The following is a 16,443-nucleotide window of genomic DNA, read 5'->3' on the forward strand; positions in this document are numbered from 1 at the left end:
GGGTTGAGTTGGTCAGCGGCGTTAGCGCGTGAGCCCGGCCAACGGGTCCAGCCCCGCCATCAAATTCAGGTTCTGCACCGCCGCGCCCGCCGCGCCCTTGCCGAGGTTGTCGAGCGTCGCGACGAGGCGTAGCTGGCGCAGGTCGTCGTTGCCGAAGACGTGGAGCGTCATGCGATCGCTATTCGCATCGTCCTCGATCGTGATGGTGGCCGGCGCCGTGTCGGAGACGCGCACCAGGTCGCAGCCGGCGTAGGCCTCGCGCAGCGCCTGCTCGACCGCCTGCCGATCGGCGCCGTTCGCAAGCTGCGCGAGGTGCAACGGCACTTCGACCACCATGCCGCGAAAGGTGTTGGCGACCGCGGGCTGGAAGACGGGGCCGTGCGACAGGCCGGCGTGCCTCGTCATTTCGGGCACGTGCTTGTGTCCGAGCGCGAGCGCGTAGGGGCGGAAGGCCGTGTTCGCCGCACCGCTCTCGAACTCGGCGATCATCGACTTGCCGCCACCTGAATAGCCGGAGGTCGCATTGACCATCACGAGTGCGTCGGCCGGCAGCAACCCTTCGCGCACCAGCGGACGCACGAGCGCCAGAAAACCAGTGGGGTAGCAGCCTGGATTGGCGACGAAGCGGGCGCGCGCGATCCGCTCAGCCTGGTCGGGTTCGAGCTCTGCGAAGCCGTAGGTCCATCCATCCGCCACCCGATGCGCCGTCGACGCGTCGATGACGCGCGTGGTGTCGTTGTTGATCATCGCCACGGCCTCGCGTGCCGCATCGTCGGGCAGGCACAGGATGACGACATCGGCGTCGTTCAGCGCTTCGCGACGCGCGACCGCGTCCTTGCGGCGCGCCTCGTCGAGGATCAGCAGCGATACGTCCGCCCGGTTCGACAGTCGCTCGCGGATCTCCAACCCTGTCGTGCCGACCGCGCCGTCGATGAAGACCGACGTACTCACTTCGCTGCCACGTCGTCCGCATCGACGTAGCCGACCAGCCCTGCATCAACCGCGATGCCCCAAGCGACGCCGCCGGTCAGATCGAGCAGGTCGAAGGCGGAGCCGGACGCCAGCGACGCGATCACCGCCCCGTCAATGGCGCGACCATCACGAAGCCCGGTGTCGCGCACCACTGTACGACGCAGCGGGGCGGCGTAATGCGGTGCGAACACGCGGTCGGCGAGTCGCACATCGGCGATGTCGGCGCGAACGGCGTTGGTCGTTGGATCGAGCCGGACCGAAGGGCCCGACAAGGCGAAGGTGCGCCGTGCCTCGCGTGCCGAAACGGAGTCGGAATGAGCGGCGGCGGTGCGGCCCATCGATCCACCAGCCAGAGCCAGATCAGGCGTTGACTGCGGCCCTGACGGATGTGGCGTGGCTGTCGCCGTCACCGATGAACTGCCCGAACTCCTCAAGAAAATCTGCCCCTTCGGATGTGCGCGCGACAAAGATGTTGCGTTTGTCGCTGTCGTCGCGTTGCCGGCGCAGATAGCCGAGCGTCCCCAGCCTGTTCAAGGCGCGAGTGACGACCGGTTTCGACACGTTGAGCGCGCGCGCCAATCCGCGCACGGTATGCGGACCCGGCCGCAGATAAACGACCAGCAGCAATGCCATCTGACGGTTGGTGAGATCGGGCTCGCCCGACCGCACGTAATCGACCAGCGCATTCATCCACTGACCAAGTTCGGGCTGAATAAGACCTGCCACTGCCTCGTCCCGATTGTTCGCGTCCCGGAAAGTCGTTCCGGTTCTGTTGCTTTGCTTAACGTCCTGTCCACGCACTGGTTTCAGCAACGTCATGAAATTGACCGGCCTTCGCCGCCATGCGCAAACGGGTCGCCGCGCTGGCAGACGAGGGGGCGCCGCGGTTGATTGCGCGGGCGCTCTCGCCTATGTCGCCGCGCGTCGCGCCGCCAAGGCGCTCCCGTCCAAAGAAGTGCGCGCTCGCTCCATGTTCACCTTTCTGCTCGTCATTCACGCGATCGTCGCCGCCGCGCTCGTCACGGTCATCCTGATGCAGCGGTCGGAGGGCGGTGGCCTGACCTCGAGCGGCAGCCCGTCGGGCCTGATGTCGGCACGTGGCGCCGCCGATTTCCTGACGCGCGCGACATCGGTACTGGCCGGCGCCTTTATTCTTCTCTCGATCCTGCTCGCGTTCCTGGCGGCGAACCGCAACGCGACCTCGGTCGACACCTCGCTCCAGCGGCGCGCGCCCGCTGCCGCCGCCGCTCCTGCGCCGACCGGTCAGGACGCATTGTCCGACGCGGCGCGCAACGCCGCGGCTGCAGCAGCGCCGGCGCAGGCCGACAACGGCGTGCCGCTCGCGCGCTGAGCTTCGTCTGATTGTCTAGCTGTCGACACCACGAGTGGCGTCGACAAGCAGTTCATCGTGATTTTCGCCGCGCGTGGGCGACCGCGCGCTTGTGGTCGTTCGTATTTCAGGGTTAGGCGTTTATCGTCATGGCGCGGTTCATCTTCATCACCGGCGGCGTGGTTTCCTCGCTCGGCAAGGGTCTCATGGCGGCGAGCCTCGCCGCACTGTTGCAGACGCGTGGCTACCGCGTCCGCATCCGCAAGTTCGATCCCTACCTGAACGTCGATCCGGGCACGATGAGCCCGTATCAGCACGGCGAGGTCTACGTGACCGACGACGGCGCTGAGACTGACCTCGACCTCGGCCATTACGAGCGTTTCACCGGCGTCGCCTCGCGCCAGTCGGACAACGTCACCTCGGGCCGCATCTACAAGACGATCATCGAGCGTGAGCGGCGCGGCGACTATCTAGGTGCCACGGTGCAGGTGATCCCGCACGTGACCGACGCAATCAAGGCGTTCGCGCTTGCTGAGACCGACGACGTCGATTTCGTGCTGTGCGAGATCGGCGGCACCGTCGGCGATATTGAGTCGCTGCCCTTCATCGAGGCGATCCGCCAGCTGAAGAACGAGCTTGGCCGCGGCAACGCGATCAGCATCCACGTGACGCTGGTGCCCTACATCGCCGCGGCGGGCGAGTTGAAGACCAAGCCGACGCAGCATTCGGTGCGCGAATTGGCGGCACTCGGCGTCCAGCCCGACGTGCTGGTGTGCCGCTGCGAGCAGCCGCTCCCACCGTCCGAGCGCGCCAAGATCGCATTGTTCTGCAACGTGCCCGAAACCGCAGTCATCCCCGCGCTCGATGCGAAGAGCATCTACGCGGTGCCGCTGCAATATCACGGCGAAGGGCTCGACTCGGAGGTGCTGCGCGCGTTCGGCATCACGCCGTCGTCCGCGCCAGACCTCAGCCGCTGGGAGGAGATCGTCGAGCGGCTGGAACATCCCGAGGGCGAGGTGACGATCGGCGTCGTCGGCAAGTACGTCGGGCTGCAGGACGCCTATAAGTCTCTCAACGAGGCGCTGGTCCACGGCGGGATCGCCAACCGCGTCAAGGTCAACATCCGCTGGATCGACGCCGAATTGTTCGAGGGCGACGAGGCGGAGATCGCCGCCCAGCTCGAGCCGTGCCACGCCATCCTCGTCCCCGGCGCGTTCGGTTCGCGCGGCGCGGAGGGCAAGATCGAGTCGGTCCGCTTCGCACGCGAGCGCCGCGTGCCCTATTTCGGCATCTGCTTCGGCATGCAGATGGCGTGCGTCGAGGGCGCGCGCGATCTGGCCGGCATCGAACATGCGTCGTCGACCGAGTTCGGCCCGACCGACGAACCAGTCGTCGGCCTCATCACCGAATGGATGAGCGAGCGCGGGCTGGAGAAGCGCGCCGCTGACGGTGACCTGGGCGGCACGATGCGGCTGGGTGCCTATCCCGCCAAGCTGACCGGCAACAGCGTCGTCGCCTCCGTCTACGGCGCGGACGAGATCGAAGAGCGCCATCGCCACCGCTACGAGGTCAACACCGCCTATCGTGAACGGCTCGAGGCGGGCGGGCTCGTCTTCTCGGGCCTGTCGCCCGACGGCATGCTGCCCGAAATCGTTGAGCGGCCCGACCATCCGTGGTTCGTCGGCGTGCAATTCCACCCGGAATTGAAGTCAAAGCCGTTCGACCCGCACCCGCTGTTCGCCAGCTTCATCGCCGCCGCAGTCAAGCAAAGCCGGCTGGTCTGACGCCGACGCAACGTCGGTGATCTTCACGCGCGTTCGGACTGTCCCGGTCAAGCTGTCGTTCATCGCTTCGTGCTACCGGGCAGGTTGATCGGGGCGCAGTGGCCATGCTGTACCCGGCGCATTGGGACCGGTGGGGATCGAATCCATGTCATTTGCAGCAACGGCGGCCGCCGGCCTGCCGCAACCCGCGCGATCGGCGATCTGCTCGGCCAGGCAGGCCGGACCGCGTCACTTCCTCCCGCCCGACACCGATCGATCGATCCTGTCGCTGCTGTTCGATCTTGGGCTGACGCGCCACTTCATGGGTCACGTCGTACTCACCGCCGCCGGCCTGGCCGTGCTGCGCGTGATTACCGGCTGATGATGGAATAAAGGCGCCCGGGCTGTTCGCCCGGACGCCCCACGACGCCTCGAAAGGGAGCAAAGAGGCGCCGAACTTGTCGACCCGTCTAGGCGGTCAGGCGGCCTGCGCCTCGCCGGCGGGCTCGTTCTCGACCGCGGCGAGCGGCGCACCGGTCCGCACCGCAATCTTCTTCGGCTTCATCGCCTCAGGCACTTCGCGCACCAGATCGATCACCAGCAAGCCGTCGTTCAACCGCGCGTCCTCGACGAAGACGAAGTCAGCGAGCTCGAACCGCCGCTCAAAGCTGCGGTTGGCGATGCCGACGTGCAGGAAGCTCGGCCCCTCGGCCTTGTCGTCCTTGCGCCCGGCGACCAGCAGCAGGTTCTGCTGCGCGGTGATCTCCACCTCGTCGCGACTGAACCCGGCGACCGCCAGCGTAATGCGGTAGCGATCATCGGCGATCCGCTCGAGATTGAACGGCGGGTAATTCTCTGAGGCGCCGCGCGCATTGGCCTCGATCATGTCGAACAGACGATCGAACCCGATGGTCGAGCGGCGATAGGGGGTAAGGTCGAAACGCATCTCAAATCCTCTTCTATGAGCGAGTTGAAAAGCAGCGTCCGGATGTCCGCGACGCCGGCATCGCGCGGCCCGACCGAGCGGCACCGCGCACCAACCAAGATGGTAAACCGACGAAGCGTTTCAAGCGCCCTCTAAACATCTACTTCATTGATAGGGTTTGCAGCGCCGATCTACGTTCCGGGGCAGAAGAGGGGATCATTGCCATGACCGTCACGCTCGCGTTGCTGCTTGCTCAGACCGCTTCCCAGCTGCCGACGGCGCCCGTGGTAGCCGAACCAACACCAGCGGCCCAGGACGGTACCGAGGACGACGCCGCGAGCGGGCGACTCGGCAACGCACAGCAGAGCGGGGGCGACATCGTCGTGACTGCAAGGCGGCGCAGCGAGACGGTGCAGCAGGTGCCGATCGCCATCTCGGTGATCGGCGGGCAATCACTGGCGGATACGGGCGCGTACAACGTCAACCGGCTGACGCAGCTGCAACCGAGCTTGCAATTCTACTCTACCAACCCGCGCAACTCGGCCGCCAACATCCGTGGTCTCGGCGCGCCGTTCGGGCTTACCAACGACGGGATCGAGCAGGGCGTCGGCATCTACGTCGACCAGGTCTATTACAGCCGCATTGCGTCCGCGACGTTCGACTTTACCGATACCGAGCGGATCGAGATCCTGCGCGGGCCGCAAGGCACGCTCTACGGCAAGAACACGACCGCGGGCGCGATCAACATCACGACACGCAAACCCAGCTTCACCCCCGAGGCGCGCGTCGAGCTGACCGCGGGCAATTACGACTTCGTTCAGGCCAAGGCGTCGGCGTCGGGGCCGCTGGTCGACGACAAGCTCGCGGTGAGACTGTCCGCGTCGGTCACGCGACGCGACGGCACGATCGACAACGTCCGCACCGGCGTGCGCGCCAACGCCCAGGACAACAAGAGCCTGCGCGGACAGCTATACTGGCACGCGACCGACACGCTCGACCTGACGCTGTCCGCCGACTACAACCAGCAGGACCCGGATTGCTGCGCGCAATATTACGTCCGCGTCGGCGCGACGCAGCGCCCAGTCGCGCGCCAGTACGAGGCGCTCGCCGCCGCGTTCGGCTATCATCCGCCGTCGCGTGACGCCTTTGACCGCGTGACCGACCTCGATACCCCGTTGCGCGCACAGCAGGAGCTGGGCGGCGTGTCGCTGGTCGGCGAACTGGACCTCGGCGCGGCGTCGCTCACCTCGGTCAGCGCGTGGCGTAAATGGGACTGGAAGCCGTCGAACGATCGTGACTTTATCGGGCTGCCGATTACGACCGTGTCGGCCAACCCGTCGCAGCAGGAACAGGTCAGCCAGGAACTGCGCGTGGCCTCGAACGGCCGACGCGAGGTCGATTACGTCGCGGGGCTGTTCTATTTTCACCAGACGATCGACACGCAAGGGTTGCAGGTGCAGGGATCGGCGGCGAGCCGCTGGTTGCTCAACCCGCCCGCCGGCGGTTGCACGCCCACCAGCACTGCCAACGCGTGCAATCCGGCGGTGCTGAATGGGCTCACCTCGCGCAACACGATTGGCTTCAGCAACACCAGCGCGGCGGCGTTCGGCAAGTTGACGTGGCACGTGACCGACCGGCTGTCGCTCGCGCCGGGTCTGCGCGTCAACTACGACAAGAAGAAGGGTGACTATCTGTCGCTGGTGACGACGGGGAGCGGCGCGACGCTCGACTGCTCGGCGGCGGCGCAGGGGCTTAGCAGCGTGACGCGCGACCGCTGCGGGGTGCTGGCACCGCAGCGCTATCAACCCGACTTCGATGACTGGAACGTGTCAGGCGACGTCACGCTCGCCTACGACCTGTCCGCCGACAATCACTTCTACGCGACCTACGCGCGCAGCTACAAATCGGGCGGGATCAACCTGTCGGGCTTGCCACTGGGCGGGGACAATCTTCCGCTGCTAGCCACCGCGACCGTCAAGCCTGAGACGGTCAATCATTACGAACTCGGGCTCAAGAACCAGTTCCTCGACCGTCGCGCGACCGTGAACGTGGCCGCGTTCTGGACCGACATCTTCGACTATCAGGCGACCGTCACCAACAGCCAGTTGAGCGTGCTGCGCGGCTATCTCGCCAATGCCGGCCATGTCCGCACCCGCGGGGTCGAGATCGACTCGGCGTTCCGACCTACCAGCCGGCTGAACGTCTACGGCAACGCCGCCTATACCGACGCCAAGTACCAGCGCTTCACCGATGCGCCTTGCCCGCCCGAGCTGTCGGGCGGCACCGCGTTACCGATCGTGAACGGGCAGATCATCGGCACCCCCGCCGCCGCGGGGACGCCGGGCAACAGCCTGCCGTTCTGCAACGTGTCGGGACAGCGAATTCCGGGCGTGTCGAAATGGGCGTTCTCCTACGGCGCGGAATATGGCGTGCCGACCAACTTCGGCGGGAACGAGGGTAACGTCTACCTGGGCTATGACGGCAGCTACCGCTCGAACTTCTCGTCCAATCCGTCCGAGTCGATCTACACGCGGGTGGACGGCTATTCGATCTCCAACGTGCGCGTCGGTTATCGCGAGGGCAGCCGGCTCAACATATTCGGCTGGGTACGCAATGTGTTCGACCAGGATTATTTCGAGCTTTTAGCGACTCAGTCGGGCAACACCGGCCTCGTCGTCGGTCAACCGGGTGACCCGCGCACCTACGGCGTGACCTTCTCGGCGTCCTTTTGAGTTTGATGACGCCGGAGCGGCAGACGTGGCTGATCTTGTCTTGAGCAGCGCAGGCGAGAACCTGAACGCGCAAGTGTTCGATTGTTGTTACAAAGCAAACGCCCGGGCCGTTTCCGACCCGGGCGCCTGCGTGACGATCAACTCGTCAGCCCCCTAATCCTGCATTCCGCCCGCACGCCGCATCATCGATGAGGCGGGGCTGGTCTGCTTTCCCCGAACCACGGCTTCTGCCTGTGTGCCAGTGCGATCATTGCTAGGTTAGCCGGGGTTGGCTGTCGACTGTTATGAATGCCGGCTAAACCGATTGTGGCGCGGCTGTGATGTATTCGCCACAGCCCGGTGTCTGCGCAAGTGCGGCGGCTGCCCGTTGCCAGCCGCCTGCACCCGCCGTAGAGCGGCAGCCATGTTGCTGTCGCGCTACGAGAGCATGATCGCGCGCCGGTACCTGCTGCCCGGCCGTGGTGAACGCTTCATTGTCCTGGTCGCCGGGTTCAGCCTGGGCGCGGTGATGCTCGGCGTCGCCGCGCTGGTGATCGTCATGAGCGTGATGAACGGTTTCCGTGCCGAGCTGTTCGACAAGATCGTCGGGCTGAACGGCCACGCAGTGGTGCAAGGGGTCGGTGGTCGTCTGCCCGACTGGCAGCAGGTGGTGCGCGAGGCACGCGCGACACCCGGCGTGACGGAAGCGACCCCGCTGATCGAACAGCCGCTGTTCGCCACCTACAATGGCCGCGCCGAGTTCATCCTGCTGCGCGGCATGCGCGTGCAGGACATCCGCGACAATGCGACGATCCGGTCGAAGGTGCTGGTCGGCAGCCTCAACTCGGTAACGCCCGGCAGCGGCAATGTCGCGATCGGCGCGCGGCTGGCGGAGGCGCTGGGCGCGACCGTTGGGTCGCAGATCACGATCTGGAACCCTCAGGGTCAGTCGACGCCGTTCGGCACCGTGCCGCGGCAGGTCAGCTACACCGTCGGCGCGATCTTCGAGGTCGGCATCTACGATTACGACAAGGCCTATGTGATCATGCCGATCCAGGACGCGCAGACGCTGCTGCTGATGGGCGATTCGGTCAGCATGATCGAGCTTGAGACCGCGAATGCCGACAAAGTGGGCGAGATCCTCGCCCCCCTCGCGCCCAAGGTGCAGGGCTACGCGATCATCCGCGATTGGCGGCAGCTGAACGCCGAATTGTTCGATGCATTGGCGGTCGAGCGCGTCGCGATGTTCGTCGTGCTGTGCATCATCATCCTCGTCGCCGCGTTCAATATTGCCAGTTCGCTCATCATGCTGGTGCGCGCCAAGACGCGCGACATCGCGATCCTGCGCACGATGGGGGCGAGCAGGGGGGCGATGCTGCGCATCTTCATGACGGTCGGCACGACGATCGGCGTGCTCGGCACGATCGCGGGGCTGCTACTCGGTGCGGTGTTCCTGTTCTACCGGCAGGCGGTGGTCAATTTCGTGCAGCTCGTGACGGGACAGAATCTGTGGGACCCCTCGATCCGCTATCTGACCGAGCTGCCGTCGAAACCCGATCCCGTGGAGATTGCGGCGATTGTCGTCATCACGCTGATCATGACCTTTCTCGCGACGATCTACCCTGCCTACAAGGCGGCGAGTACCGATCCGGTGCAGGTACTACGCTATGAATAGCGACGGCGGCGTGACCGGTCGGCCTATCGGAGCCGCGACCGGTGAGAGGCAGGGATCGAGCGGCGCTGTCCTTGAGACTCGCGGTCTCGCCCGCAGCTTCACGCAAGGATCGGAGACGATCCACGTGCTGCGCGGCGTCGATCTGTCGATCGCGCCGGGTGAAATCGTCGCGCTGCTCGGCCCCTCCGGCTCGGGCAAGTCGACGATGCTTCAGGCCATCGGGCTGCTCGAAGGCGGGTTCGAGGGATCGATCCGCATCGCCGGCGAGGAAGCGGCCAGACTCGACGCCGCCGGCCGCACCGCGGTGCGTCGCGATCAGCTCGGCTTCGTCTACCAGTTCCATCACCTGCTCGCCGATTTCAACGCGATCGAGAACGTGATCCTGCCGCAGCTCGTCCACGGCGCCGAGCGTCCGGCGGCGGAGGCCCGCGCGACGAGGCTGCTGAGCGTGCTCGGGCTGGGCCATCGTTTGACGCACCGCCCCTCACAGCTGTCGGGCGGCGAGCAGCAGCGCGTAGCCGTCGCCCGCGCGCTCGCCAATCGGCCCGCGCTGATCCTGGCGGATGAGCCGACCGGTAACCTCGACGAACATACCGCCGACGTGGTGCTGGCCGAGTTCCTTCGGCTGGTACGCGAAGAAGGCTCGGCCGCGTTGATCGCGACCCACAACGAGCGGTTGGCCAAGCGCATGGACCGGGTCGTGCGGCTGCACGAGGGTCAGCTGCAGTGAGCGTCTGGCGCGAGGCGGTGACGCTCTCGGGCCGGTACGTCACGCTTCGCCCGCTCTCGCGCGGTGACCGCGACGAGATTGTCGCCGCGCTTGCCGATGTCGGGCTGAGCTTCGCCACCATCGTACCCGACGCGTCGACGATCGATCGTTGGTATGATGCGATCGAGGAGCAGGTCGCGGCCGGTCGCGCGCTGCCCTTCGTCGTGCTCGATGCAGGCGGTACAGTTTCGGGCGTCACGCGCTTTCTGCGGATGAACGAGGCGCATCGCCGCATCGAGATCGGCGGCACCGTCTACGCTTGGCGTGTCCAGCGCACCGGCCTCAATACCTAGGCGAAGCGCCTGCTGCTAGCCCATGCCTTCGACGTGCTCGGATGCCAGTGCGTGCAGCTTCGCACCAATGTGCTCAACCGCGCCTCACGCACCGCGATCGAGCGCCTGGGCGCAAGGCTCGACGGCATCCTGCGCGGGCACATGCTCACCCCTGGTAGTGAGGTGCGCGACAGCGCGGTCTACTCGGTACTGGCGCATGAATGGCCGCAGGTGCGCCGCAATCTCGACCACCTGTTGTCACGCGGGGAGCCTCAATGACCACGATCACCGACATAACCGTTCGTGTCGCCGACGGCACGCCCATTTCGCTCGATCAATGGCGCGGAAAGGTGCTGCTGATCGTCAACACCGCGTCCAAGTGCGGCTTCACGCCGCAATATGAGGGGCTGGAGGCGCTTCACCGCGAGCTTGGTCCACGCGGGTTCGAGGTACTGGCATTTCCCTGCAACCAGTTCGGCGCGCAGGAGCCGGGTGACGCGACCGAGATCGCCAGCTTCTGCTCGCTGACCTACGACGTGACCTTTCCGGTCTTCGCCAAGGTCGACGTGAACGGCGCCGCGGCCGATCCACTGTTCGACCGGCTCAAATCAGCGGCGCCGGGGTTGATGGGAACCAAGGCGATCAAGTGGAACTTCACCAAGTTCCTGATCGATCGCGCCGGCGAGGTCGTTCGACGTTACGCCCCGACCACGAAGCCTGATGAGATCCGCCGCGACATCGAGGCACTGCTCTGATCGATCAGGCCGGAACGCCGAACGCGCTCGCGCCCTTGCGATGATCCGCCGCGTTGGTGATCGAGGTGACACCGCCGAAAAGGAAGCTGATGCCGAGGATGTAGCCGGGCAGGGTCAGCGCCGAGAACGGGACGGTTGCAAGAATGAACAGCGCGAGCAGGATGTTGATGATGCCGAGCGCGATCAGCATGCCGCGCTGCCGTCTTAGCCGAAAACCATAGACCAGCTCGAGCACGCCGCGCACACTTAGCCAGATGGCGACCATCAACGTCAGTGACAACGCGCCAGTCGCCGGCTCCAGCATCATGATCAGTCCGACGATCAGCGACACGATGCCGAACAGGATCGAGTAACCGCGATGCGCACTGCCGTGACCGAACAGCGCCGCCGCGACCGCGAAGCCGCCCGCGACGAAGAAGAAGGCGCCGATCACCACGGTCGCGGCGAATGTAGCGGCGAATGGCCACACGAAGGCGGCAATCCCGAGCAGCACCGACACGATGCCGTAGGCCATGATCCAGCCCCAGCCGCGTCCCATTTCGACCCCGGCGATCCCGCCGGCACCGCGCACGTCCGTCATCGTCCAATCTCCTGTCTGCGCCGCCGAACGGACGCACGAGTGGACGGTTCCGCGCTGGCCGAATCACGCGGGCACGCCTAGGTTGTGGTAATGCCGCATTCCGGGTTCGTGCCGCTCCGCATCTTCTCCTGCTACACCATGCTCGATGGCGCGATCGATCCGAAGGCGATCGCCAAGCGCGCGGCGAAGCTCGGCTTCCCTGCCGCGGGATTGACCGACCGCAACGGGCTCTACGCCGCGATGGCCTTCTCGGACGGTGCGTTCGCGGCCGGCGTGCAGCCGGTGATCGGGACGATGCTGGGCATCTGCCGCCCGGACATGCCGGATGGTGGTGCTCCGGTGGTCGATTGGATCGCACTCTACGCGCAGGATGCCACCGGTTACGACAATCTGTGCGCGCTGGTCAGCCAGGCGCATCTCGACCGACCGCTCGAGCACGCGCCGCACGTGACGTTCGACGCGCTTGAGCGGCATACCGCCGGGCTGATCGCGCTGACCGCGGGTGGGGAAGGAGCACTAGCCCGGCTGTTTGCGGAGGATCAGCCCGCACGTGCCACCGCCTATGCCGACCGGTTGCAGGCATTGTTCCCCGACCGGCTCTACGTCGAACTCGTCCGGCGCGGCGACACGGTGGAGGAGGCGGCTGAAGAGGCGCTGATCGATTTAGCCTACGCGCGCGACCTGCCGCTCGTCGCGACCAACCCGTCCTGCTTCGAGGAGGCGAGCTTCGGCGAAGCGCACGACACGATGCTGTGCATCGCCAATTCGACCTATGTCGAGACGGAGGATCGGCCTCGTAGCTCACCCGAGGCGTGGATGAAGCCGGCGGCTGAAATGCGCGCGCTGTTCCATGACCTGCCTGAGGCGATCGATAACACGCTGATCGTCGCGCAGCGCTGCGCCGTCGCGGCACCCAAGCGTAAGCCGATCCTGCCCAGCCTCGCCGGCGATCGCGAGGGCGAGGCGGCGATGCTGCGCGATCGCGCGCGCGAGGGGCTGGAAGCGCGGCTCGCGCGGATCGAGGAGCTGGCCGACGTGGCCGAACCGCTCGCGCCGGACTGGAAGCAGGGTTACCGCGACCGGCTCGAGTTCGAGCTCGACGTCATCATTCAGATGGGCTTTCCGGGCTACTTCCTGATCGTCGCCGATTTCATCCAATGGGCGAAGTCGCACGACATCCCGGTCGGTCCGGGCCGCGGATCGGGCGCGGGCAGTGCGGTTGCCTGGGCGCTGACGATCACCGACCTCGATCCGATCAAGCTCGGGCTGTTGTTCGAACGCTTCCTCAATCCCGAGCGCGTCTCGATGCCCGACTTCGACATCGACTTCTGCGAAACGCGCCGCGGCGAGGTGATCCGCTACGTGCAGGAGAAATACGGCCGCGATCAGGTGGCGCAAATCATCACCTTCGGTAAGCTGAAGGCGCGCGCGGTGTTGAAGGACACCGGCCGCGTGCTCCAGATGAGCTACGGTCAGGTCGACCGCCTCGCCAAGCTCGTTCCCAATCACCCGACCGATCCGTGGGACCTGAAGCGCGCGCTGAACGGCGTCCCCGAGCTGGCCAAGGAATATGCCAACGACAATCAGGTCCGGCACCTCCTCGACCTGGCGACACAGCTGGAGGGGCTGCCGCGCCACTCGTCGACGCACGCCGCGGGCGTGGTGATCGGCGACCGACCGCTGGCGCAGCTCGTGCCGCTCTACCGCGATCCACGCTCCGACATGCCGGTGACGCAATTCGACATGAAATATGTCGAGGGCGCAGGGTTGGTGAAGTTCGACTTCCTCGGCCTGAAAACGCTGTCGGTTCTCAAGAAAGCCGTCCAACTGCTTGCGAAGCGCGGTGTCTCGGTCGATCTCGACGCATTGCTGTGGGACGATACCGCGGTCTACGATCTGCTTCAAAGCGGCAACACCGTGGGCGTGTTCCAGCTCGAATCCGAGGGCATGCGGCGCACGCTGTCGGCGGTACGTCCGTCCAATTTCGGCGATATCGTCGCGCTCGTCTCGCTCTACCGACCGGGTCCGATGGACAATATTCCGTCGTTCGGCCGACGCAAGCAGGGCACCGAGCCGATCGAATACCCGCACGCGCTGCTCGAGCCGATCCTCGCCGAAACCTACGGCATCTTCGTCTATCAGGAACAGGTGATGCAGGCGGCGCAGGTGCTGGCGGGCTATTCGCTCGGCGGCGCCGACCTGCTTCGTCGCGCGATGGGCAAGAAGGTCAAGGCGGAGATGGACGCGCAGCGCTCGATCTTCGTCGCCGGGTGCCAGGAGGTGAACGGCATTCCCAAGGCCAAGGCGAACGAGCTGTTCGACTTGATCGACAAGTTCGCCGGCTACGGTTTTAACAAGAGCCACGCCGCGGCGTACGCGCTGCTTGCCTACCAAACCGCGTGGTTGAAGGCGCACCATCCGCACGAATTCTTTGCCGCTTCAATGTGCTACGACCTGCACTTGACGGACAAGCTCGCCATCTTCGTCGAGGATGCGCGGCGGATGAACGTTGAGCTTCTGCCGCCGTGCATCAACGCCAGCCAGGCCGAGTTCGACGTGCAGACAACTGCGGACGGTGGCCTCGCGGTCCGCTTCGCGCTCGCGGCGCTCAAGTCGGTGGGTGAGGGCGCGATGGAGCGGCTGGTTGAGGCGCGCGACCAAGGCGGCGCCTTCAAGAACCTCAGCGATCTCGCCGACCGAGTCGATCCGCGCCTTATCAACAAACGCCAGCTAGAGACGCTGGCGGCGGCGGGTGCGTTCGACGGCCTCGACGCCAATCGTGCCGGCGTTCACGCGGTGGCCGAGACGATCCTGGCGGTTGCCGCCAGCGCGCATCACGGCCGCACCAGCGGGCAGGGAGGGCTGTTCGGCGAGGAGAGCCACGCCGGCGACGTCATCAAGCTGCCGACGACTGCGCGCTGGAGCCTGATGGAGCGAATGGAGCAGGAGAAAGACGCCTTCGGCTTCTATTTCTCCGCGCACCCGGTCGATCGCCACCGCATGCTCGCCAAGATGCACGGTGCACGCACCTTCGCGTCGTTGAACGAGCTGCACATCGCCGATGGCGCGCGCGTCGGCGCGACGCTGGCGGTGCTGGTCGAGGAAGCGCGCTGGCGCACCTCGGCGCGCGGGCGGCGGTTCATGATGGCGACCTGTTCCGACGCGACGGGGCAGTTTGCCGCCACCTGCTTCGAAGACGGTACGACCGAGGATCTCGAGGAGGCGGCGCGGATCGGCGGTTGCGGGCTGCTGACGGTCGAACTCGATCGCCGGCCGGGTGAGGAAACGCCACGCGTCAGCATCAAGGCGATCAAGCCGTTCGAGACGCTCGCCGCGACGACCCGCTTCGCGCTCGACGTTTCGGTGAGTGACGCCGCTGCCATCCCGGCGCTCGCCGCGCTGATCGGCGAACGGCGCGGGCAGCGCGGCAAGGTGACGCTGAGCGTGCCGGCGGGGGACGGCAGCACCGCGCGCGTGCTGCTGGGACACGATTTCTCGCTCGACGCTGAACTCGCCGAACAGATCGAGGGGCTGGCGGGGGTCACGTCGGTCAGCTTCGACGTGGAGGAAGTCCGCCTGCGTGCGGTCGGCTAGAACAACTCGCCCTGCGCGCCCGCCGGTGGGCGGAAGCGTGAGCAGTCGAGGTTCAACCGCCGGCGATCGTCGGAAAACCCGTGTTTCGCCCGCGCGATGCGGAAGCGGGTGCGCAGCAGCTCCGCCCACACGCCTTGCCCGCGCATACGTGAGAAGAAGCCGGGATCATTGTCCTTGCCACCGCGCAAGCTCTGGATCGTCGCCATCACCTTGCCCGCGCGATCGGGAAAATGCGTGTCGAGCCACGCGCGAAACAGGGGCGCTACCTCCCACGGCAGGCGCACCGGGATGTACGATACGCCCAGCGCACCCGCGTCGGCTGCCGTCGCGACGACCGCTTCAACCTCGTGATCGGTGATCGCGGGAATGACGGGGGCCATGTTGACGTAGACCGGCACGCCCGCGTCGCTGAGCGTTCGAACCGCCGCTAACCGCCGTGCCGGAGTCGGCGCACGCGGCTCGACGGTCATCGCGATCCGCGGGTCTAGCGAGGTGATTGAGATCGCGACCGCCACCTGCCGTTTTGCCGCCATTGGCGCCAAGAGATCGAGGTCGCGCACCACCCGGTCGGACTTGGTCGTGATGACCACCGGATGGTCGCACGCGGCGAGCACCTCCAGCAGCGCGCGCGTGATCTGCCACTCGCGCTCGATCGGCTGATACGGGTCAGTGTTGGTACCCATCGCGATCGGCGCACAGGCATAGCCGGGCTTGCGCAACTCGGCCTTGAGTAGGTCGGCGGCGTCCGGCTTGGCGAACAGCCTCGTCTCGAAATCGAGCCCGGGCGAGAGGTCGTGAAAAGCGTGGCTCGGCCGCGCGAAACAGTAGATGCAGCCGTGCTCGCAGCCCCGGTAAGCATTGATCGAACGATCGAACGGCACGTCGGGCGAGGTGTTGCGCGAGATGATCGTGCGCGGATGCTCGATCAAGACCGTGGTGCCGACGGGCGGTGCAGCGCCGTCGATATCCTCACGTAGATCGAGCCAGTCGCCATCGGCTTCGCTCTGCGGCAGGTTGAAACGACGGCTCTCCGCGTTGAGCGTCGCGCCTCGCGTGCTCCGTTTCTTCTGAGCTGCCATGTTCCGAGCTTAGAAAAG

The 16,443-nt window shown here is 66.0% G+C and carries 16 protein-coding genes; 10 read left to right on the top strand and 6 right to left on the bottom strand.

Translation table 11 applies throughout. The features are described 5' to 3' along the window. Nucleotides 1–21 precede the first annotated feature (21 nt). From argC to BMW51_RS00400, 3 genes are read right to left on the bottom strand one after another with little or no spacing between them, the layout of a single operon-like run. Complete coding sequence (gene argC, locus BMW51_RS00390) at nt 22–951, bottom strand: N-acetyl-gamma-glutamyl-phosphate reductase (protein WP_093002289.1); 930 nt, start codon at nt 949–951, stop codon at nt 22–24. Next, nucleotides 948–1,310 carry an SH3 domain-containing protein gene (locus tag BMW51_RS00395; protein ID WP_245708212.1) on the bottom strand — a complete coding sequence of 121 codons (363 nt, stop codon included), beginning with the start codon at nt 1,308–1,310 and terminating at the stop codon, nt 948–950. Before BMW51_RS00395 ends, argC begins: the two co-directional genes overlap by 4 nt. Nucleotides 1,311–1,332: 22 nt before the next feature. After that, on the bottom strand, nt 1,333–1,662 hold the full coding sequence (locus tag BMW51_RS00400; protein WP_093002291.1) for a MarR family transcriptional regulator: 330 nt from the start codon (nt 1,660–1,662) through the stop codon (nt 1,333–1,335). A gap of 280 nt (nt 1,663–1,942) precedes the next feature. Here BMW51_RS00400 and secG point away from each other — a divergent pair, with 280 nt between their 5' ends. From secG to BMW51_RS00415, 3 genes are all read left to right on the top strand, one after another. Then, nucleotides 1,943–2,323 carry a preprotein translocase subunit SecG gene (secG, locus tag BMW51_RS00405; protein WP_093002293.1) on the top strand — a complete coding sequence of 127 codons (381 nt, stop codon included), beginning with the start codon at nt 1,943–1,945 and terminating at the stop codon, nt 2,321–2,323. Between the two features lie 128 nt (nt 2,324–2,451). Then, nucleotides 2,452–4,086, top strand: coding sequence for a CTP synthase (locus tag BMW51_RS00410; RefSeq protein ID WP_093002295.1), 1,635 nt, complete (start codon nt 2,452–2,454; stop codon nt 4,084–4,086). 145 nt (nt 4,087–4,231) lie between these two features. After that, complete coding sequence (locus BMW51_RS00415; RefSeq protein WP_093002297.1) at nt 4,232–4,447, top strand: hypothetical protein; 216 nt, start codon at nt 4,232–4,234, stop codon at nt 4,445–4,447. 96 nt (nt 4,448–4,543) lie between these two features. Here BMW51_RS00415 and BMW51_RS00420 read toward each other — a convergent pair whose 3' ends face one another. Further along, nucleotides 4,544–5,011 (bottom strand): Hsp20 family protein, encoded by a 468-nt coding sequence (locus tag BMW51_RS00420; RefSeq protein WP_093002299.1) that lies wholly within the window; start codon nt 5,009–5,011, stop codon nt 4,544–4,546. A gap of 203 nt (nt 5,012–5,214) precedes the next feature. Between BMW51_RS00420 and BMW51_RS00425 the strand changes: the two genes are divergently transcribed. The 6 genes from BMW51_RS00425 (at nt 5,215) to BMW51_RS00445 (ending at nt 11,172) form a co-directional block, all read left to right on the top strand. Further along, the gene (locus BMW51_RS00425) at nt 5,215–7,722 is read left to right on the top strand and encodes a TonB-dependent receptor (RefSeq protein ID WP_093002301.1); all 2,508 of its coding nucleotides are present in this window, start codon (nt 5,215–5,217) and stop codon (nt 7,720–7,722) included. 403 nt (nt 7,723–8,125) lie between these two features. Beyond that, nucleotides 8,126–9,376, top strand: a complete 1,251-nt coding sequence (locus tag BMW51_RS00430; protein ID WP_093002303.1) for a lipoprotein-releasing ABC transporter permease subunit — start codon at nt 8,126–8,128, stop codon at nt 9,374–9,376. Nucleotides 9,377–9,386: 10 nt separating this feature from the next. Next, nucleotides 9,387–10,106 (top strand): ABC transporter ATP-binding protein, encoded by a 720-nt coding sequence (locus tag BMW51_RS00435; protein WP_245708213.1) that lies wholly within the window; start codon nt 9,387–9,389, stop codon nt 10,104–10,106. After that, nucleotides 10,103–10,438 carry a GNAT family N-acetyltransferase gene (locus BMW51_RS16210; RefSeq protein WP_245708214.1) on the top strand — a complete coding sequence of 112 codons (336 nt, stop codon included), beginning with the start codon at nt 10,103–10,105 and terminating at the stop codon, nt 10,436–10,438. The genes BMW51_RS00435 and BMW51_RS16210 overlap by 4 nt, the downstream gene beginning before the upstream one ends. A 51-nt stretch (nt 10,439–10,489) precedes the next feature. Then, nucleotides 10,490–10,696, top strand: a complete 207-nt coding sequence (locus BMW51_RS16215) for a GNAT family N-acetyltransferase (protein WP_245708215.1) — start codon at nt 10,490–10,492, stop codon at nt 10,694–10,696. Beyond that, nucleotides 10,693–11,172 (top strand): glutathione peroxidase, encoded by a 480-nt coding sequence (locus BMW51_RS00445; RefSeq protein ID WP_093002305.1) that lies wholly within the window; start codon nt 10,693–10,695, stop codon nt 11,170–11,172. The genes BMW51_RS16215 and BMW51_RS00445 overlap by 4 nt, the downstream gene beginning before the upstream one ends. A gap of 4 nt (nt 11,173–11,176) precedes the next feature. On the opposite strand, the gene BMW51_RS00450 is transcribed toward BMW51_RS00445, so the two are convergent. After that, nucleotides 11,177–11,752, bottom strand: a complete 576-nt coding sequence (locus tag BMW51_RS00450; protein ID WP_093002307.1) for an HdeD family acid-resistance protein — start codon at nt 11,750–11,752, stop codon at nt 11,177–11,179. Between the two features lie 90 nt (nt 11,753–11,842). Between BMW51_RS00450 and dnaE the strand changes: the two genes are divergently transcribed. Then, nucleotides 11,843–15,346, top strand: coding sequence for a DNA polymerase III subunit alpha (gene dnaE, locus BMW51_RS00455; protein ID WP_093002309.1), 3,504 nt, complete (start codon nt 11,843–11,845; stop codon nt 15,344–15,346). On the opposite strand, the gene BMW51_RS00460 is transcribed toward dnaE, so the two are convergent. Continuing rightward, the gene (locus tag BMW51_RS00460; RefSeq protein WP_093002311.1) at nt 15,343–16,425 is read right to left on the bottom strand and encodes a PA0069 family radical SAM protein; all 1,083 of its coding nucleotides are present in this window, start codon (nt 16,423–16,425) and stop codon (nt 15,343–15,345) included. The two genes, dnaE and BMW51_RS00460, sit on opposite strands and share 4 nt — an antisense overlap. Nucleotides 16,426–16,443: the final 18 nt, after the last annotated feature.

It is taken from the genome of Sphingomonas palmae (assembly GCF_900109565.1).
Taxonomy (GTDB): domain Bacteria; phylum Pseudomonadota; class Alphaproteobacteria; order Sphingomonadales; family Sphingomonadaceae; genus Sphingomonas; species Sphingomonas palmae.